Below are 19,392 nucleotides of genomic sequence, written 5' to 3'. Positions count from 1 at the left end.
CACTCGTCTATTTACCCGTGAGCGAAGAAGCTCTTGCTCGAAATCCTGCCTGCATCAGGGCATTCACTGCGGCTTCCGGGTTGGGAATGCGAAACTGTGCCCCTAACCGCACCAGCTCACGCCGCTCCTGTCCGGTGACGACTGCGATTACAGGAATCTTACCCTGGTCGTCTGTGCCGCGCTGATCGAGCAGAATGGTTCGCAGTTCGTGCTGTTTGACGACATCGCCTGCCAGCCTTGCCTCTAACTCCACCATCACCATTCGCACTGCCTCGATCGCCTCCGCATCTTCAATCACAAGCTGATTGCGATCGTCTCGCCGATCGACCTTGCCCCACACCATCAGACGGGCATCGACTTCCAAAAGATGGGCAATTCGCTCATACGCTTTCGGGAAGACGACGGCTTCTGCCTGTCCGGTCAGGTCTTCGATTTGCAGCACTGCCATGCGATCGCCTTTCTTGGTCATCACGGGCTTGAGGTTGCTGATCATGACGATCGCGCTCAGGGTGACGCTATCCGGCTTGTCTCCCAGGTCAGAGAGGTTGATGGGTGCGAGCACTTTGGCGGCTTGATGCACGGATTTCAGCGGATGATCGGAGATGTAGAAGCCGAGCAATTCCTTTTCTAGCCTTAGCTTTTCCTGCGGCGGATAGTCCTCGGTGGAGGGAGCCTTGGGCGCACTTTCAAAGTTGGTAGTGGTGGTATTACTCTCACCCGTGCTGCCGAACAAATCAAACAAATTGCCCTGACCCACTGCCCGATCTTTTGCCCGCGACTGCGCCCAGTCCAGCACATATTCCAAATCGTTTACCAGCTGTTTGCGATTGAGATCGATCGAGTCCATTGCGCCGCACTGAATCAAAGCTTCTAAGGCTCTGCGGTTGACGGTGCGCGGATCAATTCGATCGCACAAATCTGCCAGTGATGTGAATTTGCCGCCTTCTGTTCGTGCCACCAAAACATGCTCGATCGCCCCTTCTCCGGCATTTCGCACGGCGGATAATCCGAACAGAATGGTGTCGCTTAAAGGTGTGAAGTCAAAGCCCGATCGATTAATGTCCGGCGGCTCAACCGTAATTCCCATGCTGTAGCAGGTGGCAATATATTTCTGCACTTTGTCCTGATCGCCGCTGTTTGCGGTCAGCAGTGCCGCCATGTATTCGACAGGATAATTTGCTTTTAGATAGGCAGTTTGAAACGTGACGTATCCATACGCTGTCGAGTGGGATTTGTTGAAGCAGTATTCGGCAAACTTAACCATTTGCTCAAACAAACCTGCTGCAACTTTAGGTTGGACTTGATTCTTTTTTGCCCCTTCCACAAAAATGCTTTGGTGCTTTTCCATTTCCTCCTTTTTCTTCTTTCCCATTGCTCTTCGAAGCAAATCCGCTTGTCCTAAGGAATATCCGCCCATATCCTGAGCGATCTTCATGATCTGCTCTTGATAGACCATAATTCCGTAGGTTTCATTGAGAATGCCTTTCAGCAATTCATGTTCGTATTCAATCTTTTCAATACCGTGTTTGCGATTAATGAATTTTGGAATCAGTCCTGCATCCAATGGTCCCGGACGATAAAGCGCAAGCACCGAAGAAATATCTTCTAAGCCCGAAGGTTTGAGGTCGCGCACGATTTGACGCATTCCCGAAGATTCAAGCTGAAAGATGCCTTCGAGTTCGCCTCTTGCAAGTAGTTGATAGGATTTGGGATCGTCTAACGGAAGGCGATCGAGATCCAGCTCAACCTGATGATTTGCCTTCACCAGATCCACCGTTTTCTGGATCATCGTCAGGTTTTTCAGCCCCAGAAAATCCATTTTCAGCAGTCCGAGCGATTCGATATCCTCCATCGGATACTGCGTCACTGCGCCGCCTTCCTTGCTCATTTCCAGGGGCACGATCTCATCCAGCGGTTCAGCAGAAATCACAACACCAGCCGCATGAACTCCGGTTGCTTTGTTCGTCCCTTCGATCCGCATCGCCATATCAATCCAGCGGCGATAAGTCACAGGCGGCTCAGTGGCCGGAACGACCATATCTTTGTCGTATTTCTCCTTGAATTCTGGAGCAGGCGTTCCCTCAGAAATCATGACCTTCAGCTTGGTCGGCTTGCCGCGAAAGACAGGAATCATCTTCGTCATGCGATCGGATTCGCCGTAGGGCACATTCAGCACCCGCGCCACGTCCTTCAGCACCGCCTTGGAAGCCATGCGGTTATAGGTAATAATCTGCGCGACTCGCTCTGTCCCGTATTTCTCGGTGACGTACTGGATGACCTCGCCCCGGCGATCGATACAGAAGTCGGTATCAATATCCGGCATCGATTTCCGTTCTGGATTGAGGAATCGCTCAAACAGCAGTCCGTGATGCACCGGATCGATGTTAGTAATACCCAGCGCGTATGCCACCAGCGACCCCGCCGCTGACCCCCGGCCTGGACCCACAGGAATGCCATTATCGCGAGCGAATTTAATATAGTCCCACACCACTAGAAAGTAGGCATCAAAGCCCATCTGGTGCATCATTTGCAGTTCGTATTCCAGCCGCTCCTGATACTCCGGCTCAATTTCTGCGTAGGATTGGCAACCAAAGCGATCGACCAATCCTTTTCGGGTCATTTCCTCGAAATAGGCGGCGGTTGTGTAGCCAGGGGGAACTGGGTATTCAGGGATTCTTGGTTCTCCCAAAATGTTGTAGTCTTCGACTTTCTCTGCGACTTCCAGCGTATTGACGATCGCTTCTTCAATGATCTCTGTGATCAGGTGATCGCGGAATAGCCGCCGCATTTCGTCCGCCGATTTTAGATACTCTGTGCCGCTATAGCGCAGCCGCTTTTCTTCGGTGATCAGCTTTCCGGTTTGAATGCACAGCAGCGCGTCGTGTGCCTCCACATCGAAACAGGAGATGTAGTGCGAGTCGTTGGTGCAGATCAGCTTGATATCCAGCTCGCGTGCAATTTTCACCAGCTCCACGTTTACGATCCGGTCTTCCTGCGATCCGTGATCCTGAAGCTCCAGATAATAATCGTCGCCGAAAACTTCCTTGTACCAGCCCGCCCGCTCTCGCGCAATTTCGGGTCTGCCCTGTAAGATTGCCTGCGGTACTTCTCCACCCAGACAGGCACTCGTCACCATCAGCCCTTCGCGATACTGCACCAGCAAATCTTTGTTAATGCAGGGACGCGCAAAAATGCCTTTCCCCTGATAGCCCTTCAGGTGCGAAATCGTCGTCAGCTTCACCAGATTCTTGTAGCCCTGCTTATTCTTCGCCAGGACGACCTGATGATATTTCGGTCGGCGTTCTTGCTTTGTGATGTCGCCGTTGATCACATACATTTCGTTGCCGATAATCGGCTTTACGCCCTTTGCCTTGCAAACCTTTAGCAGCTCGATCGCCCCATACATCACGCCGTGATCGGTAATGGCAACGGCAGGCATTTCCAGTTCCAGCACGCGATCGACGAGTTCGGGCAACTGACTCGCGCCATCCAGCAGGCTATAGTCGCTATGAATGTGAAGACCAACGAAAGACATAGGCTCTCATACCACACACAGGGCTGAGATAAGGTTAACCGAATTCCTGCAACGTGCAAACTATATATAGGATTTTCTACGAATTTTCACCACGGCAAACGCTATAAGTAGGATATGTCGATAAAACTCGATGCAAAACTCGCTAACGCTCAAACAAGGGTGGGCTCAAAGTAAAGATGGGCTTAAGCAAAAGATGGGCTCAAGCAAGGGTGGACGATCGGCAGAAACACTATCTACTTAGTACCAACGTACCAAATTTTTTAGGATCAGGTTCAGATCAGCGCAGGAATTTTTGGTGTTCGGGAATGCCAATGGTTTCAAGTCCTCTACTTGAGGGGGATTCGCGGGAGATTTCGGGGCGGGCAATCCGTGCAGTAAACCCCAGTAAATCAAACCACAAATCAAACCACAGTAACTCACTTGAACCCGATGCTTGAAGACTGGCTGGAAGTAAAGCAAGGCTTACCCCATTCAACGACAAAGCTCAAGAATGCGAGATAAAGTTCCGTATCGGAGCGTTAAATAAATCACCCCTAAGGAATAAAACAGCGTCTATTATCAGGGATGGTATGCACGCAGTTTCGGAGATGGTTCGACGGTGCTAGACCTGTTTCAAGGACTCCTTTCCCTTTTCTTTAGTCAACAAGAGCCAAAACTTCAGCTTTTGCGATCGACCAATCTTTCCCCCTGGCTCGATACTGTTTGGGTGCGATCGGCTGCCGTTCGCAAGCCCGACCCCCAGGCAGAACTCGCGGTGCGGCTCCATCTGGCAACCATGGCGCGGCTCAATTTACCGATCGAGGGCCAGGGTGTCTGGGTTCAGGCGGGCAACGAGATTCTGGCAGAAAATCAGGGGATTGCGCCGCTGTCGGCTGCATCTCTCACCAAAACGGCAACCACGCTTGCAGCCCTCCAAGCCTGGGGGATCGATCATCGGTTTGAAACGCTAATCAGCGCGTCAGGCCCGATCGAGGATGGCGTTTTGAAGGGCGATCTGATTGTGCAGGGGGGCGGCGATCCGTTTTTTGTGTGGGAAGAGGCGATCGTCCTGGGCAATTCGCTCAGCCAGAAAGGCATCCGGCAGGTGACAGGCAACTTGGTCGTATCTGGCAATTTTGCGATGAACTTTGAGACTGACCCCGCACAAGCCGGATCGCTGCTAAAGCAGGGAATTGATGCAAATCTCTGGTCAGCCGAAGCCGCAGCGCAGCACAGCAAACTTCCTCCCGGAACTGCCCGCCCGCAGATTCAGATCAACGGCACCATGCAGGTCAACTCCCTAGAGCAGCTTAAAGCCCGCTCGCTCACGCCCCTGATTCGCCACCGATCGCTGCCGATGATCGACATTCTCAAGGCGATGAATATCTACAGCAATAACATCATGTCTGAGATGATGGCGCAAATGCTGGGCGGGGCGGCAGGCGTGACGCAAAAAGTATTGCAGGCAACGCAGATTCCCCCGGAAGAGATTCAAATCATCAACGGTTCAGGCTTGGGAGAGCAAAATCGGCTGTCCCCCAGAGCCGTAACGGCAATTCTGATTGCGACGCAGCGATATCTTCAGCCGCGCCAGCTCTCCGTTGCCGATATTTATCCGATTCAAGGGCGCGATTCGGGCACGCTCAAATGGCGAGAACTGCCCAACGGCTCAGCCGTCAAAACGGGAACGCTGAATGCCGTCAGCTCGCTGGCAGGCGCGATTCCTACCCGCGATCGGGGCTTAGTCTGGTTCACAATCATCAACCTGGGCGCAGGCGACCTCGAAACCTTCCACCAACAGCAAGATCAGCTCCTCCAGAGACTTCAGCAAGCCTGGGGCGCACCCAACCCGCTCCCGCCAGCAATTCAGCCTAGCGATCGACCGCGTCCGTCTGCTTCTCGTCTGGGGGCTGCGGAGCGCAACGAGATACTATAGTCGCACCCGCTCTAAGCCCGTGTGGGATGGAAATATTGTGAGCTGGAAACGGTGAACTGGAGACTGTGAGCTGGAAACATTGAAGAGACCGGGTCAGCGAATCGGATCGTGAACGGTCACAAGCTTTGTACCGTCGGGAAAGGTGGCTTCGACCTGAACTTCGTGAATCATTTCGGGGATGCCTTCCATCACGTCCGCTCGTGTCAGCAGCGTTGTGCCATAGGTCATCAAGTCGGCAACGGTGCGTCCTTCTCTGGCTCCCTCCAGAATTGCTGCTGAAAGATAGGCGATCGCTTCTGGATAGTTAAGCTTGATGCCGCGATCCTTGCGTCTTTCGGCAACCAGAGCAGCCGTAAAAATAAGAAGCTTGTCCTTCTCTTGAGGAGTTAGTTGCATAAAATTAACTCTGAACTGGGGTGCTAGGATTCGAACCTAGGAATGGCGGGACCAAAACCCGCTGCCTTACCACTTGGCGACACCCCATCGTCTGCGCCTTCATCATATTACCAACACAGGTCGGCAAAGTGTCAAGCGGTTGGAAAAATTTTCCTGAGGCAAGGGCAGAACTCCTACCGTATTCGGGATGATATATAGAATCAGCCCTCCGGCAGAAGCAAACTGACCCCATTCTAGGCAATGGTGATTTTATACTCTGCTTACGGGGTTTGTGTGCGATCGAGCGATCGCCTCTCTTCACATAACCTTGTGTTAAGGATAGATGGAACTCAGTGAGAACTGCATAAAGAGATTCTGAAACTTGAGCGCAGCGGCGTATTTCCCTTTTGCTTTACGTTAGCTTTTTGACCGTAGCTTCCCAGAATCTCAACTTATATCTCAACCTCATCTTGACCCTTCGACTCAGGTTCCAGCGATATTTTCATCGATCGATTTTTCTCTCGTGCGGGTAGATTAAAATTATCCCCCTCCCTCTTCACACCTATGGATACTGTTCAAAGTCCCTTTAGCCGCGCCAATTATTCGTTTCGGCGGGCAGACTACGCTCACTGGCATCGACAGCAGAGCAAACAGCACATTCTTCGATCGCAGCTTGGCTTTCGGGACGTTAGCTCTTCGCGTCCAAGAGCCTGTGCGGGCTGTGTCCACTACCATGGCATTGCCTACGGCTATAATCGCGACAGTCGCAGTCTGCTGGTGTGTGGCTTTCATCCCTATGGCTGGCAACAGGACGATACCTGCCCAGACTGGAACGATCAGCAGTAGCCGCCCGATCGCTGTAAGATCCTACTGGATAGGTTTTGAGGAAAATGAATGCTGAAGCGGATTGCAGCAGTGCTGGTCGTTGTGTTGAGCCTGAGTCTACAGAGTTGCACTCCGGCGGCTACCGGAACCGGTTTGAAAAGCTATGTGAACACGTATCAGGGATACCAGTTCCTCTATCCCAACGGCTGGGTTGAGGTAAAGGTGAACAACGGTCCTGATGTAGTGCTGCATGACTTGATCGAGGAAACAGAAAACGCCAGCGTGATTATTAGCCCCGTCAGCGACAACAAAACGCTAGAAGACCTGGGCACTCCGACGGAAGTGGGTTATCGGCTCTCAAAAAGTGCGATCGCCCCAGAAGGATCAGGACGGCAGGCAGAGCTAGTATCCGCCGAAGCGCGGCAGGACGATGAAAAGACTTACTATCTGCTGGAATATGCTGTAACGCTCCCGAATCAGCTTCGTCACAGTATTGCCAGCGTGTCGGTGCGGCGGGGACAGCTTTATACCTTTAATGTTTCTACCACCGAGCGACGCTGGGGCAAAGTGGAAGACCTGTTTCGGGTCGTTGCCAAATCCTTCTCGGTCTATTAATCAATTTAATTTAGTGGAGTGAGGGTGGTTTCATGGCGGTTAATCCCTTGATTCCTCGCTTTGTTTTAGCGTCTGCGTCTCCGGCTCGTAAACGGTTGCTGCAAACGGCTGGAATTCCGGTGTTTGTGCAGCCGAGCGACTATGACGAGTCAAAAATTCAAGAATCAAAACCCGATCGCCTCGTTCAACAATTAGCCCAGGGCAAAGCCGAAACCGTTGCGCCGCTATTGTCGGATTCACTGATTCTGGGCTGTGACTCGGTGTTGGCACTAGAGGGCGAAATCTACGGCAAGCCGAAAGATGCGGCAGAAGCGATCGAACGCTGGCAGAAGATGCGCGGGCGAGTCGGGCAGCTTTATACCGGGCACTGCCTGATCGATCAGCCGCAACAAAAAACACTGGTGCGGGCTCAGGTGACGCAGGTGCATTTTGCAAACGTGAGCGATCGAGAAATTGAGGCTTATGTGGCGACGGGTGAACCGCTTCAGTGTGCAGGCTGCTTTGCGCTGGAAGGGCGGGGGGGACTGTTTGTAGAGCGACTCGAAGGCTGCCACAGCAACGTGATTGGGCTGAGTCTTCCCCTGCTGCGCCAGATGCTGGTAGATTTACAGTACGAGGTCGTGAACTTTTGGTTGAGCTAGCACTAAAAAATAAAAACTCGCCTCAGGGTTCATGTTGTCTTTATGAAGTCAATAGGGCTACGGATGCTATAGTCCCTAGGAAGACGGGACAATACGGATAAGCCGAGTGACAGCCGCACAAGTGCATGGATGCTTCAACTCCCCCTATCAATGATCTGCGTTCTGGCTCGCCTCAGCCAAGTCAACTCAATCAGCTCTGTGGTTCTGAAACGCGATTTCGCGATCGATATCAGATTGTGCGGGCACTGGGTCGGGGTGGCTTTGGGGTGACTTTTCTGGCAAGGGATGTTTTGCTGCCCCATCATCCCCTTTGCGTGATTAAGCAGCTCTGCCCCAAGGTTGCTAACCCGATCGTGTTGCAGCGCGCCTGCCAGCGGTTTGAACGGGAAGCAAAAACGCTCAGCCAGCTCGGAAGTCATGCCCAGATCCCCTGCTTGCTCGACTACTTTGAGCTGAATGGCGAGTTTTATCTCGTGCAGGAATATGTGCGCGGTCGCACCCTGGCAAAAGAAGTTAAACTGCGGGGCGTTTTTTCAGAAGCAGAAGTTAAAACTTTTCTGCGGGAGCTATTGCCCGTGCTGAGCTACATCCATCAGCAGCAGGTGATTCACCGCGACATTAAGCCACCTAATATTATTCGCTGTCAGGATGACGGCAGGCTGGTGCTGATCGACTTTGGAGCTGTGAAAGAACAGTTCATCAAGGTCGATGAAATGACTCATAAAGGGGCAACAACCCACTTTGTCGGCACGCTGGGCTTTGCTCCGCCGGAGCAGCTCTCTCTGCGATCAACCTACGCCAGTGACATTTTTGCGATCGGTGTTACCTGCCTTTACCTGCTGACTGGAAAGCCGCCGATGGAGTTTGACTATGACATCGAAACTGGGGAAGTGAAGTGGCAGGATGCTGTGCAGGTGAGCGACTATTTTGCCAAAGTGCTGGACAAAATGCTGAAGGTGTCGCCCCGCGATCGCTATCAGTCGGCAGAGGACGTGCTGCGAGCGATCGAGCTAGAACCGTATCTTGACAGTTTGGCGTCCTGCATGAGCAATCATCCCTTGGGAACGATCGAGGATGAAGACTTATTGCATGGCAGCTATCTTTCCCCGATCGTGCGAACCGCAATTGCGATCCGACGCTGGCGCAAACGTAGACTGGCAGCTGAACGGCAGCGAAAACGATCGGAGATGGTGATTTACTAAGAGGGAATTGGCGCAGGATTGAAGGGGCTGCAAAACCCGGAACACCGGCAGGATTAACTCGTGTACACACCATAGACAAATTCCTCTGTCAGAGAACTGCGCCGCATCGCCACATTCCACATCGTGCAATTCCGCGCCATACAGTTCTGCGCCGTATAGTTCTGCACCGTACAATGAAGAGCGTTGAGCGATCGAAAGCAGAGCTATGCCAGTTGCCCCCTACGGTTCTTGGAAATCCCCGATTACATCAGAGTTGATTGTGGCGGGAAGTTTGCGCCTGGGTGAAATTCGCCTGGATGGACAGGACATTTACTGGAGCGAGGGACGACCGACCGAAAGCGGACGCAATGCGATCGTTCAAAGAAAGCCCTCTGGAGAGGCGATCGATCTCCTCCCCATGCCCTTGAATGCGCGGACGCGGGTGCATGAGTATGGCGGCGGGGCGTATATTGTGGCGGATAGCACTGTTTATTTCTCGAATTTTGTCGATCAGCGGCTTTATCGTCAGTCACCGGGTCAGGCGGCAGAACCAATCACGCCCGAAGCCGATTTGCGCTATGCCGATGCGGTGATCGATCGCGTCCGAAATCGCCTGATCTGTGTGCGCGAAGACCATACGGGGGGTGGACATGAGCCGATAAATACGATCGCTGCCATCAGCTTAGCGTCTTCCAATCCGCAGACTGTTCTCGTTTCAGGGTCAGATTTTTATGCGGCTCCGCGTCTCAGTCCAAAAGGCGATCGGCTGGCATGGCTCAGCTGGAATCACCCGAATATGCCGTGGGATGGGACGCAGCTTTGGGTGGCAGAGGTTCGCCAGGATGGGTCATTGGGCGAGGCGCAGCTTATCGCGGGGGGAGAAACGGAATCAATTTTTCAGCCAGAATGGTCGCCGGACGGGACGCTGTATTTTGTCAGCGATCGATCGAACTGGTGGAATCTGTATTGTTGGCGGGGGGGAGAAGTTCAGCCCATTTGTCCGAAGGCGGCGGAGTTTGGGCAGCCCCTGTGGGTGTTTCGCATGACGAACTATGGTTTTGCCTCCGCCGATCGCCTCGTTTGTACCTATGTAGAATCGGGCATTCAGCATTTGGCACAGATCGATACCGCCTCGTTTGAACTCACAGAAATTCCAATTCCCTATTCCAGTCTGGGTGGTTTGCAGGTAGGGGATGGGTTTGTGGCGTTTGTGGGCGGCAGTGCAGCGGCTCCCAGCGCGATCGTCCGATTAAATTTAGCGACAGGGGAAACGGTAGAACTGCGGCGATCGAGTTCTTTGGAGATTGATCCGGGCTATATTTCTGTGCCTCAAGCGATCGAGTTTCCCACGGCAGAAGGAAAGACAGCGTTTGCTTTCTTTTATCCGCCGCAAAACAAAGACTTCCAGACTCCCAATGGAGAACGACCGCCGCTGCTGGTCAAGATCCACGGTGGTCCCACGGCAGCAACTTCTGCTAGTTTTAGCCCCGGCATTCAATATTGGACGAGTCGCGGCATTGCCATTCTAGATGTGAACTACGGCGGCAGTACCGGATACGGACGCGAGTATCGGGAACGGCTGAAGGGCAGATGGGGCATTGTCGATGTGGAAGACTGCATCAACGGCGCGAAGTATCTGGTGGATCAGGGCTTGGTGGATGGCGATCGGCTCTGTATCGATGGCGGCAGTGCGGGCGGTTATACAACGCTGGCAGCTCTCACATTTCACAGCACCTTCCGGGCGGGAGCAAGTCACTACGGCGTGAGCGATCTGGAAGCGTTGGCAAAAGATACGCATAAATTTGAGTCGCGCTATCTGGACGGTTTGATCGGCAAATACCCAGAAGAAGTTGCCCTCTACCACGAACGATCGCCCATTTACGCCGTCGATCGCCTCTCCTGTCCTGTAATCTTTTTCCAGGGCAATGAAGACAAAATCGTGCCGCCCAACCAAGCAGAAATGATGGTGGACGCACTGAAGGCAAAAGGGCTACCCGTGGCGTATGTCCTGTTTGAGGGCGAGCAGCACGGCTTCCGTAAAGCCGAAAATATCCGACGTGCCCTCGACGGCGAACTGTATTTTTATTCGCGGGTGTTTGGCTTTGACCTGGCGGAGACGATCGAACCTGTGGCGATCGAGAATTTATAATCAAGACTCTAGAAATTCTAGAAATTATGCGCGTCAAAATTTGCGGAATTACTGACCCGGAACAAGGAAGATCAATCGCTCAAATGGGAGCAACGGCGATCGGGTTTATCTGTGTGCAGCAGTCTCCGCGCTACGTCACGCCGGAACAGATTCGCGCTGTGGTCGATGATTTGCCTGAAGGCTGCACAGTCGATCGCGTTGGGGTCTTTGCCAATGCGTCGATCGAAGAAATTCTGCAAGTGGTGGCGATCGGGCGGCTTAACGTGGTACAGCTTCACAGCAGCGAATCGCCCGAATTTTGTCATCGGTTGCGCGATGCCTGCAAAAACAAATTTGGGATAATCGAGCTAATCAAGGCACTACGAATTCGCACAGAAGCAGACCTGGAACAGGCAGAAGCTTATCAAACCTGTGTCGAAACGCTCCTGCTCGATGCCTACCATCCAGGAATGCTGGGCGGCACAGGTCAAACGATCGATTGGTCAACCCTGCAAACCTTCCGTCCGATGTGCAATTGGCTCCTTGCGGGCGGACTCACCCCCGATAACGTGCGCGATGCACTGCGGCTCACCCGTCCAGACGGAATCGATTTATCGAGCGGTCTTGAGCATTCTCCCGGTCAGAAGGATTTGCAAAAAGTAGCGCGATTGTTTGCGGAACTGCGATCGATTTAGGATGCGGGTCTATGGATGTGGTTCAGCAAATTCTACCGACGAATCCAGCCGTTTACCGTGAATCGACTATCCGCAAACGATCGCGAAGGACAGCGCACAGGCAACACTTCGTGCATATAGCGGCTGAGGAACAGAACGATGCTGTTATTCCTGGGATCGATCGTCTGGAAGGTGTCAGCCTGGACAAAGAAATTATCTTCGATGCGGCTATCGTAAATTAATAGCTCTCCGCCGGAAAAAGCCTTGGGTTGACGATAGAAATAGTAGACATAGGTGAGTTCGCGGGTAGCAGTGTCAGGACTGCCATTGTCGTTGTGGATGCGGTAATAATTGCCGTCATTGTGTCCGGTAATTTGCGCTTCGATATCCTGAGCGGTGAATGGTGGAAGACCGAGTGCTTTGATGACATCGGGAACGATCGAGCGAATGCGATCGGTGATGAAACTGTGAACTTCAGGGAAATCGTACAGCACAACCGACTGGCGATAACTTTCATCTCCGGTTGAAGTCGTGGTGCTTACAAATTCTGCTTCGCGCTCCAGAACGTAATTGAGCAGCATCTGATGTTCTTCTGGCGAAAGGAAGTCATCAACCTGAACGGACTCGGACGGTAAAACGCCATCTGAAAAGCGCGGAATGCCAGCCGGAACAGGGGTCACGCTCTGGGTTTGCATCACGATCGGCGGCTCGGTCACCATGCCCACCAGTCGATCGCACGGAAACGCCAACACTGCCTGTCCCTGATTGAGCGGGACCTGAAACAGCCGCCGCACCCGCTTGCCTTCCCAATCTGCCAGCACTTCAAACAATTGCTCCAGCAAAGGATTCTCAGACTGAATGGCGACCTGGTACTGCTGCCCTCCTGACAGAAGCAGCGTGACTTTGACGATTTCCGGCAAATCCTGAAATTCTGGCATAGCGCGTAACCTTAGTGCAAGAAGTGTCTCATTCCCGTCAACACCATAACAATGCCCAATTCATTTGCTGCTGCGATCGAATCTGCATCGCGCATACTGCCCCCTGGTTGAACGATCGCCTCAATGCCTGCTGCCGCTGCCGTTCGCACCGAGTCATCAAACGGGAAGAAGCCATCGCTAGCCAGCACTGCGCCTTTGGTTTTGTCTGCTGCCTGCTCCAGCGCAATTTTCACCGACCCAACGCGATTCATTTGTCCTGCGCCGACTCCAAGCGTAGTGCGATCGTGGGTGATCACAATGGCGTTTGATTTAACGTGCTTACAAACCTTCCAGGCAAACAATAGCTCGGCAAGCTGCGACTCGGTGGGCTGGCGATCGGTAACAATTTTCCAGTCGGCAGGATTGGCAATTTGATCGTCTGCCGTTTGTACCAGAAATCCACCTGCAATCTGACGCACCAGTTCCTTTTCACCCCGGCTCAAATCCGGCAGCACCAACACCCGCAGATTTGACTTGGTTGCCAAAATCTCTGCCGCTTCTGCATCACAGCCTGGAGCCACAATACATTCGAGGAAAGTCTTCTTAAGTTCGTTTGCGGTGGCTCCGTCGATCGATCGATTTAGAGCCACAATGCCGCCAAATGCAGAAGTCGAATCGGCGTTAAATGCTTTTGTGTAAGCCTCTACCAGCGAACCGCCTAACGCCACGCCACAGGGATTGGTGTGTTTGATAATTACTGCCGCCGCTTCCGAATCGGGAAACTCTGCCACAATCCGCCGCGCTGCTTCCAGATCGACCAGATTGTTATAGCTCAGCTCCTTGCCCTGTAACTTCTCCGCCGCTGCCCAGCCGCTCGCACTTCCCCCAGTCTGATACCACGCCGCAGGCTGATGCGGATTCTCGCCGTAGCGCAATTCCTGCACTTTCTGTCCGTTGAGGCTGAATAGGTTAGGCAAACTGGCAGACGGAGCTTCTTCTTGCTGGCTCTGCTGACTCAAGTAATCTGCGATCGCCCGATCGTATGCTGAGGTATGCTCAAACGCCTGCAGCGCACAGCTCTGCCGAAACGCGATCGACGGAGTGCCGTTCTGCCGCAGTTCCTCTAGATAATCGCCGTACTGATTGGGATTGCAGAGAATCGTCACATGGGCAAAGTTTTTCGCTGAGGCTCGCACCATCGCCGGACCGCCAATGTCAATTTGCTCGATCGCCTCCGATAAGGTTACGCCCGGTTTCGCGATCGTCTGCTGAAACGGATACAGGTTGACGACGATGAGATCGATCGGATTAATCCCATTTGCTGCCAGATCGGTGACATCCTGAGGCACATCGCGCCGCGCCAAAATGCCTCCGTGAATGCGGGGATGCAGCGTTTTTACCCGTCCGCCCAAAATCTCTGGCGACCCTGTGTAGTCTGAAACTTTCGTCACGGGAATTCCCGCATCCTTCAGCGTTTGCGCCGTGCCACCACTGCTGATAATGCTGAATTCAAATTCTTCGACAAGCGATCGAGCCAGATCCACCAACCCTGATTTGTCCGAAACGCTCAGCAATGCAAACCGTGCCATGACTTCTACTCTTTATCGATCGCCTTATTCAGAATAGTACGGAGGTGGAGGGAAGGGTAGATGAATTGAGGGGTGGCGGAGTGGATGAGTGGGGGTTGGAGTTGAAGGGTTTATGGGTTAGGGCAGTGATTTGGGTTAGGGGGCTGGTTGTATTTCGTTACGGCTTCTTGCTGAGACTTGCGTTTGCGAAGCGCGCCGATGCCACCTAATCCCTCATCTCCCCTTTTCCCCATCCCCCATCCACGCTTTTTTTGATAAACTTTCACCGCATAAGATAAACCTTTACCGCATAAACAGGATGACGCTGCAAGCAATTTTGGTTCCGGCAAAACGAGAACCTGCAAAAGGATTACTCGTCGGGCTGCACGGATGGGGCGCAAGTGGTCAGGATGTAGCAGCCGTTGCCGCTTATTTGAATTTGCCAAACTATCAGTTTGCCTTTCCCGATGCGCCGTTTCCCTTTCCGTATGGCGGTGCGGGGCGCGTCTGGTATAACTTTCCGGCGAACTACTCCTTTGCTAGCAGCTCTGATTTTGCAAAGAATGCGGAGCTACAAGCCAGCCGTCAGCAGTTGACTGATTGGCTCCGATCGCTCGAATCTCAAACCGGGGTTCCCCTTTCCCGGACGGTGCTAGCAGGTTTTTCTCAAGGTGGCGCAATGACGCTAGATATTGGGCTGCAATTGCCTTTAGCAGCGATCATGATTTTGAGCGGCTATCTCCATGCGCCGATCGACCTTCCCCAACCGATTAATGCCGCTAAACTGCCGCAGGTGGTGATAATGCACGGACGATCGGATCAGGTGGTTCCTTTACGGGCAGCGCATCAGGCACGCGATCGGCTGACAGAGCTGGGACTTCCGGTTGTGTATGAAGAACTCACGATGGGACACGAAATTTCCATGTCTGTCTTAAGCCGGATGCAAAGTTTTATAGAAGATAAGCTTGAATAGCCCCGATGGAGGAGGGGTCTGCGAGTAGGATAGGGGTAAGTCGCGTCTGTGGCTTTGCGGATACGCACGTCAACTTCAACCCGCACAGATGCGGAAATTCGGAGGGGTCAGATGAAAGCATTACACTTTTCGCGTCAGGAAATCGAGAAGATTACGGATACGGAATTGGCTGCGCTGGCAACCCGGCTGGAGCAGGACGAATACACCAGTCCCTTTGAAGGGCTGCAAGACTGGCATTTGCTGAGAGCGATCGCCTTCCAGCGTCCCGAAATGATCGAACCCTACTTGTATTTGCTGGATCTGGAAGCATACGACGAAGCTTAGAAAAAGGCATCATCCCCGAGCCGCCCCCTGGTTTTGCAATGATGGGGAAAACCTGGCTTTCCTCTGGGTTTTCAGAGTCCCCATTTCTGGAGGATTGAGGGGGCGATGATAGGAGATTTAATATCCTTTGAACACCCCTGCAAGGGTTTGTGGCGAGATTAACAATGCTTCAAGGTCGCCGAATTCTCATTGGCGTGGGTGGCGGTATTGCTGCCTATAAAGTGTGCGAGGTCGTTTCGACACTGGCAAAAGCGGGTGCAGAAGTGCGCGTAATTCTGACCGATCGCGCCCAGCAGTTTATCTCACCCCTCACCCTTGCAACCCTGTCCCGTCATCCGGCTTACACCGATGCAGATTTCTGGCAGCCGACCCATCCCCGTCCCCTGCATATTGAGCTAGGCGAATGGGCAGACGTGTTTTTGCTGGCTCCGCTCACGGCAAATACGCTCGGCAAACTGATTTATGGCTTGGCAGATAATTTGCTAACCAATACGGTGCTGGCTTCGACCTGTCCGGTGCTGCTAGCTCCGGCGATGAATACCGATATGTGGGAGCAGCAAGCCGTGCAGCGCAACTGGCAGCAGCTTCAAACTGATTTGCGCTATCACGCGATCGACCCCACTGCCGGAATCCTGGCGTGCGATCGGGTGGGGAAAGGGCGCATGGCAGAACCCGCCGAAATTTTGTCCTATTTAGAATCGCTGCTCGTCACAGGCGGCAAACGCGACCTGAGCGGCAAGCAAATTTTGATTAGCGCAGGCGGAACCCGCGAATACCTCGATCCGGTGCGCTTTATTGGCAATCCCTCGACGGGAAAGATGGGCGTTGCCCTAGCACTGGCAGCCCTGCACCGAGGCGCAGCAGTAATGCTGGTTCATGCCCCGATCGAGCTAAATTTGCTTGCATCGCTTAAGACAGCCCGACTTGTGCCGATTGTAAGTGCTGCCGAGATGCAGCGAGAAATGCAGCAGCTCATGCTCCAAGCCGACTGGATTGTCATGTCTGCTGCCGTTGCCGATGTGCGTCCTGCCGAATTTCACCCGGAAAAATTACCGAAACGATCGCTTCCCGATACCCTGCCGCTCGCTGCGGTTCCTGATATCGTGGCAGAGTTGAGCCAGCGTAAGCAGCCGCGCCAAAAGCTCATCGGCTTTGCGGCACAAACCGGAGATATCCTGCCGCCTGCCCTGGAAAAACTTCAGCGCAAAAACCTGGACGTGATTGCAGCTAATCCAGTCGATCGTACGGACAGCGGCTTTGGCAGCGATCGAAATCAGGCGGTTTTTCTCGATCGAGCAGGACGAAAGCAAATTTTGGAGCCTTGCAGCAAGCTACAGATGGCTCACGCTTTGTATGATTTTGTGCAGTATGACTTTGTGGAGGGAGAATCAGGCTAGAGTTTGCCCGATCGCCAGGGTGGGCACCATGCCCACCCCATGAAATGACTGGAGAATTGCCCTGTTTTTGCGCCGATCGCCACGCTTAAAACCAGATAACCTCACAAGATAAGATTACACGGGCAAAACTTCTGCTTCTGGTTGCGCTTCGCCGGTTTCTTCACTGCCGTCTTGCCAGGGCAGAGCCATGTAAGCATGGGAAAGCTTTTGGGCAGCATCCTGCAAGTATTCCAGGAACGTGTTGGCGACAACCGAGAGCTGCTTGCCTGCCAAATAAACCACATACCACTGTCGCTGAATCGGGAAGTCTTCTACGTCCAGAATCGCCAGTTCGTTTGCAGTTGCATCCATCGCCAGCGTATGGCGAGACAGCACCGACAATCCCAGCCCTCCAGCGATCGCCTGCTTAATCGCTTCATTGCTACCCAGCTCTAGCCGCACTTTCACCGAGAGCTTGTGTTCATCGAGCAGCTTCTGGAGTGCGCCTCGTGTACCCGACCCTGGCTCCCGCATAATAAACGGCTCTTCGACCAAACGCTTCAGCGAAATGTGCTTTTCCTTCGCAAGCGGGTGATCATGGGGCGCAACGACGACGAGCGGATTGTCCAGGAATGGATAAGTTTTAATATCGAGATGCTCAGGAACCTGACTCATCACGTAGATATCATCCTGGTTGTTGGCAAGCCGCTCAATGACGCGCTCGTGGTTAGTAACGGTCAGCGACACATCAATGCCGGGATACTCCTTGCAGAACGGACCCAAAAGGCGCGGCATAAAATACTTGGTGGTCGTAATGACTGCAAGCCTTAAGCGTCCTTGTTTCATGCCCTTGAGGTTGGCAACGGTCATTTCAAGCTGCTCAAGTCGCTGAAAAATTTCCTGGCAGGTTCCAAACAGTTCTCGCCCAGCCTCGGTCAGGTACAGCCGTTTACCAACCTGCTCAAACAACGGTAGACCAATGGCTTTGGTAAGCTGTTTGACCTGCATCGAAACCGTGGGCTGTGTCAGGAACAACTCTTCTGCGGCGCGAGTAAAACTACCGTGGCGGGCGGTCGCCTCGAAGACTTTGAGTTGGTGTAGGGTCGCGTGTATCAACTGCGAATTCTCCTAACGAACGGGGACAAAAAAATCGAGCGGCGAGGCTTTAAATTCGGAAAAGGAGCGGTGTCGGTCAACGCTAGCCTGAAGTCAAGCCAGAAGAACAACCTTGCTCCTTATAGAACCAAGTCTATCATAGATATTTGAACTAATGATTTTTATCTATAGATTTCAAGGTTAAGATATTACGCAATGGAAACTACATGAGTTCCCTTCCAATAAGCGTTGCACGTTGAAAGGAAGACGGGTTGGGTTCAGGTAACCCCTTAATTCCCATTCCAGCAGTCTAGATTGAGAGTTGTCTCGTAATGGTCAGAGCTGCACGTCTTGCAGTCTGAGCACAGAGCGAGAGGCTGTTGAAGATTAAAGATTGCTCCAGCCCTTCCTCCTTAAAAATACGCTGCAACGCTCTTTCTTGAGATTTTTCCTTCAAAATTATTTTGAAAGGCTACTCGAAATTTTGTATTGTTCTTTATTGTGATGCTGATGCGTCAATCACAGCCTTCTTGTTCGCAGTTAGGTCATTTCTTATATGCCAGACATTGTTGATATTGCCGTTGGTGCTGGTTCGTTCAACACGCTTGTCACCGCAGTTCAAGCGGCTAACCTGGTGGATGTGCTAAAAAGCCCCGGTCCTTTTACGGTGTTTGCGCCTAATGACGACGCATTCGCCAAGCTCCCGCCCGGAACAATTACGACGCTTGTCCAAAACATTCCACAGCTCACAAGGATTCTCACGTTTCATGTGGTTCCGGGTCGGCTCAAGAAAGAAGACCTGGCGAAACTGGGCACGGTTACTTCCATCGAAGGGTCGCCTATCCCGATCGACTGCTCAGATGGGTTTGAGGTGAAAAACGCCACAGTGCTTGCTGCTGATATCGAAGCAGACAACGGGATTATTCATGTGCTCGATCGCGTTATTCTCATGGGCTAATCCCAGGGTTAATTTCAGGGGCTAAATCGAGAACAATTCGCAAATTGGCATTGCTGAATGGAAATTGGATTATCGGATAGGAAGTTCTGCGCTAGGGCTGGATTGCAAACTCCCCTTACAGAATTCATCCATTGATCAGCAATGCCCACAAGTTTTACTGCTGTATAAGCTTCTATCTAAGCTTCCAGTGAATGAGCTTTAGGGCGATCGGCTGGAAGCTTTTGCGCGTTTTCAATCTGAACGTGGTTAAATCTAATCAGGAAGTCGATCGCTCCAGGCGAACCGTCAGATC

Annotated in this window: 16 protein-coding genes and 1 tRNA gene; 11 read left to right on the top strand and 6 right to left on the bottom strand. The window is 52.6% G+C overall.

Translation table 11 applies throughout. The annotated features are described in order from the left end of the window. Positions 1 to 7: 7 nt before the first annotated feature. Positions 8 to 3,535 carry a DNA polymerase III subunit alpha gene (locus tag NDA02_RS15230; protein ID WP_190791769.1) on the bottom strand — a complete coding sequence of 1,176 codons (3,528 nt, stop codon included), beginning with the start codon at positions 3,533 to 3,535 and terminating at the stop codon, positions 8 to 10. A gap of 598 nt (positions 3,536 to 4,133) precedes the next feature. On the opposite strand from NDA02_RS15230, the gene NDA02_RS15225 reads away from it, so the two are divergent. After that, positions 4,134 to 5,450 carry a D-alanyl-D-alanine carboxypeptidase gene (locus tag NDA02_RS15225; RefSeq protein WP_190791770.1) on the top strand — a complete coding sequence of 439 codons (1,317 nt, stop codon included), beginning with the start codon at positions 4,134 to 4,136 and terminating at the stop codon, positions 5,448 to 5,450. Between the two features lie 93 nt (positions 5,451 to 5,543). On the opposite strand, the gene ureA is transcribed toward NDA02_RS15225, so the two are convergent. Both ureA and NDA02_RS15215 read right to left on the bottom strand, forming a co-directional pair. After that, entirely contained in the window at positions 5,544 to 5,846 is a 303-nt protein-coding gene (gene ureA, locus NDA02_RS15220) for an urease subunit gamma (protein ID WP_190791771.1), read from the bottom strand. Between the two features lie 15 nt (positions 5,847 to 5,861). Next, a tRNA-Gln gene (locus tag NDA02_RS15215) sits at positions 5,862 to 5,933 on the bottom strand. 456 nt (positions 5,934 to 6,389) lie between these two features. Between NDA02_RS15215 and NDA02_RS15210 the strand changes: the two genes are divergently transcribed. The 6 genes from NDA02_RS15210 to NDA02_RS15185 all read left to right on the top strand — a co-directional run bounded on the left by NDA02_RS15210 (position 6,390) and on the right by NDA02_RS15185 (position 11,910). Further along, positions 6,390 to 6,671 carry a hypothetical protein gene (locus NDA02_RS15210; RefSeq protein ID WP_190791772.1) on the top strand — a complete coding sequence of 94 codons (282 nt, stop codon included), beginning with the start codon at positions 6,390 to 6,392 and terminating at the stop codon, positions 6,669 to 6,671. 48 nt (positions 6,672 to 6,719) lie between these two features. Beyond that, positions 6,720 to 7,265, top strand: coding sequence for a photosystem II reaction center PsbP (psbP, locus tag NDA02_RS15205; protein ID WP_190791773.1), 546 nt, complete (start codon positions 6,720 to 6,722; stop codon positions 7,263 to 7,265). Between the two features lie 32 nt (positions 7,266 to 7,297). Beyond that, a complete protein-coding gene (locus tag NDA02_RS15200; protein WP_190791774.1) occupies positions 7,298 to 7,906 on the top strand; it encodes a nucleoside triphosphate pyrophosphatase in 609 nt (202 codons plus the stop codon). Between the two features lie 125 nt (positions 7,907 to 8,031). Further along, a complete protein-coding gene (locus NDA02_RS15195) occupies positions 8,032 to 9,108 on the top strand; it encodes a serine/threonine-protein kinase (RefSeq protein WP_190791775.1) in 1,077 nt (358 codons plus the stop codon). Positions 9,109 to 9,313: 205 nt separating this feature from the next. Continuing rightward, positions 9,314 to 11,236, top strand: a complete 1,923-nt coding sequence (locus tag NDA02_RS15190) for a S9 family peptidase (protein ID WP_348255209.1) — start codon at positions 9,314 to 9,316, stop codon at positions 11,234 to 11,236. A gap of 26 nt (positions 11,237 to 11,262) precedes the next feature. After that, positions 11,263 to 11,910, top strand: a complete 648-nt coding sequence (locus tag NDA02_RS15185; RefSeq protein WP_190789994.1) for a phosphoribosylanthranilate isomerase — start codon at positions 11,263 to 11,265, stop codon at positions 11,908 to 11,910. A gap of 32 nt (positions 11,911 to 11,942) precedes the next feature. Here the strand turns inward: NDA02_RS15185 and NDA02_RS15180 are convergent, their stop codons facing one another. Both NDA02_RS15180 and purH read right to left on the bottom strand, forming a co-directional pair. Further along, positions 11,943 to 12,827 (bottom strand): 2OG-Fe(II) oxygenase, encoded by an 885-nt coding sequence (locus NDA02_RS15180; protein ID WP_190789993.1) that lies wholly within the window; start codon positions 12,825 to 12,827, stop codon positions 11,943 to 11,945. An 11-nt stretch (positions 12,828 to 12,838) separates the two neighbouring features. Then, a complete protein-coding gene (gene purH, locus NDA02_RS15175; RefSeq protein ID WP_190789992.1) occupies positions 12,839 to 14,395 on the bottom strand; it encodes a bifunctional phosphoribosylaminoimidazolecarboxamide formyltransferase/IMP cyclohydrolase in 1,557 nt (518 codons plus the stop codon). A gap of 298 nt (positions 14,396 to 14,693) precedes the next feature. On the opposite strand from purH, the gene NDA02_RS15170 reads away from it, so the two are divergent. The 3 genes from NDA02_RS15170 to coaBC all read left to right on the top strand — a co-directional run bounded on the left by NDA02_RS15170 (position 14,694) and on the right by coaBC (position 17,068). Beyond that, complete coding sequence (locus NDA02_RS15170) at positions 14,694 to 15,347, top strand: hypothetical protein (protein WP_190789991.1); 654 nt, start codon at positions 14,694 to 14,696, stop codon at positions 15,345 to 15,347. 111 nt (positions 15,348 to 15,458) lie between these two features. Beyond that, positions 15,459 to 15,671, top strand: coding sequence for a DUF2555 domain-containing protein (locus NDA02_RS15165; protein WP_190789990.1), 213 nt, complete (start codon positions 15,459 to 15,461; stop codon positions 15,669 to 15,671). A gap of 164 nt (positions 15,672 to 15,835) precedes the next feature. Then, positions 15,836 to 17,068 (top strand): bifunctional phosphopantothenoylcysteine decarboxylase/phosphopantothenate--cysteine ligase CoaBC, encoded by a 1,233-nt coding sequence (gene coaBC, locus NDA02_RS15160; protein ID WP_190789989.1) that lies wholly within the window; start codon positions 15,836 to 15,838, stop codon positions 17,066 to 17,068. A 114-nt stretch (positions 17,069 to 17,182) separates the two neighbouring features. On the opposite strand, the gene NDA02_RS15155 is transcribed toward coaBC, so the two are convergent. Beyond that, complete coding sequence (locus NDA02_RS15155; protein ID WP_190789988.1) at positions 17,183 to 18,163, bottom strand: LysR family transcriptional regulator; 981 nt, start codon at positions 18,161 to 18,163, stop codon at positions 17,183 to 17,185. 535 nt (positions 18,164 to 18,698) lie between these two features. Between NDA02_RS15155 and NDA02_RS15150 the strand changes: the two genes are divergently transcribed. Continuing rightward, positions 18,699 to 19,100: a fasciclin domain-containing protein gene (locus tag NDA02_RS15150; RefSeq protein ID WP_190789987.1), complete on the top strand. Its 402-nt coding sequence runs from the start codon at positions 18,699 to 18,701 to the stop codon at positions 19,098 to 19,100. Positions 19,101 to 19,392: the final 292 nt, after the last annotated feature.

Origin of the sequence: Leptolyngbya sp. ST-U4, from assembly GCF_039962215.1 — a bacterium.
GTDB lineage: Bacteria > Cyanobacteriota > Cyanobacteriia > Elainellales > Elainellaceae > Leptolyngbya_A.
Note: the sequence above shows the minus strand (reverse complement) of the source record. Positions and strands in the feature narration are given on the sequence as shown.

What these genes read in the sequence shown, in the direction of transcription:
- NDA02_RS15230 (WP_190791769.1), bottom strand. Translation starts at nt 3,535, where the DNA reads ATGTCTTTCGTTGGTCTTCACATTCATAGCGACTATAGCCTGCTGGAT.
- ureA (WP_190791771.1), bottom strand. Translation starts at nt 5,846, where the DNA reads ATGCAACTAACTCCTCAAGAGAAGGACAAGCTTCTTATTTTTACGGCT.
- NDA02_RS15210 (WP_190791772.1), top strand. Translation starts at nt 6,390, where the DNA reads ATGGATACTGTTCAAAGTCCCTTTAGCCGCGCCAATTATTCGTTTCGG.
- psbP (WP_190791773.1), top strand. Translation starts at nt 6,720, where the DNA reads ATGCTGAAGCGGATTGCAGCAGTGCTGGTCGTTGTGTTGAGCCTGAGT.
- NDA02_RS15200 (WP_190791774.1), top strand. Translation starts at nt 7,298, where the DNA reads ATGGCGGTTAATCCCTTGATTCCTCGCTTTGTTTTAGCGTCTGCGTCT.
- NDA02_RS15195 (WP_190791775.1), top strand. Translation starts at nt 8,032, where the DNA reads ATGGATGCTTCAACTCCCCCTATCAATGATCTGCGTTCTGGCTCGCCT.
- NDA02_RS15190 (WP_348255209.1), top strand. Translation starts at nt 9,314, where the DNA reads ATGCCAGTTGCCCCCTACGGTTCTTGGAAATCCCCGATTACATCAGAG.
- NDA02_RS15185 (WP_190789994.1), top strand. Translation starts at nt 11,263, where the DNA reads ATGCGCGTCAAAATTTGCGGAATTACTGACCCGGAACAAGGAAGATCA.
- NDA02_RS15180 (WP_190789993.1), bottom strand. Translation starts at nt 12,827, where the DNA reads ATGCCAGAATTTCAGGATTTGCCGGAAATCGTCAAAGTCACGCTGCTT.
- purH (WP_190789992.1), bottom strand. Translation starts at nt 14,395, where the DNA reads ATGGCACGGTTTGCATTGCTGAGCGTTTCGGACAAATCAGGGTTGGTG.
- NDA02_RS15170 (WP_190789991.1), top strand. Translation starts at nt 14,694, where the DNA reads ATGACGCTGCAAGCAATTTTGGTTCCGGCAAAACGAGAACCTGCAAAA.
- NDA02_RS15165 (WP_190789990.1), top strand. Translation starts at nt 15,459, where the DNA reads ATGAAAGCATTACACTTTTCGCGTCAGGAAATCGAGAAGATTACGGAT.
- coaBC (WP_190789989.1), top strand. Translation starts at nt 15,836, where the DNA reads ATGCTTCAAGGTCGCCGAATTCTCATTGGCGTGGGTGGCGGTATTGCT.
- NDA02_RS15150 (WP_190789987.1), top strand. Translation starts at nt 18,699, where the DNA reads ATGCCAGACATTGTTGATATTGCCGTTGGTGCTGGTTCGTTCAACACG.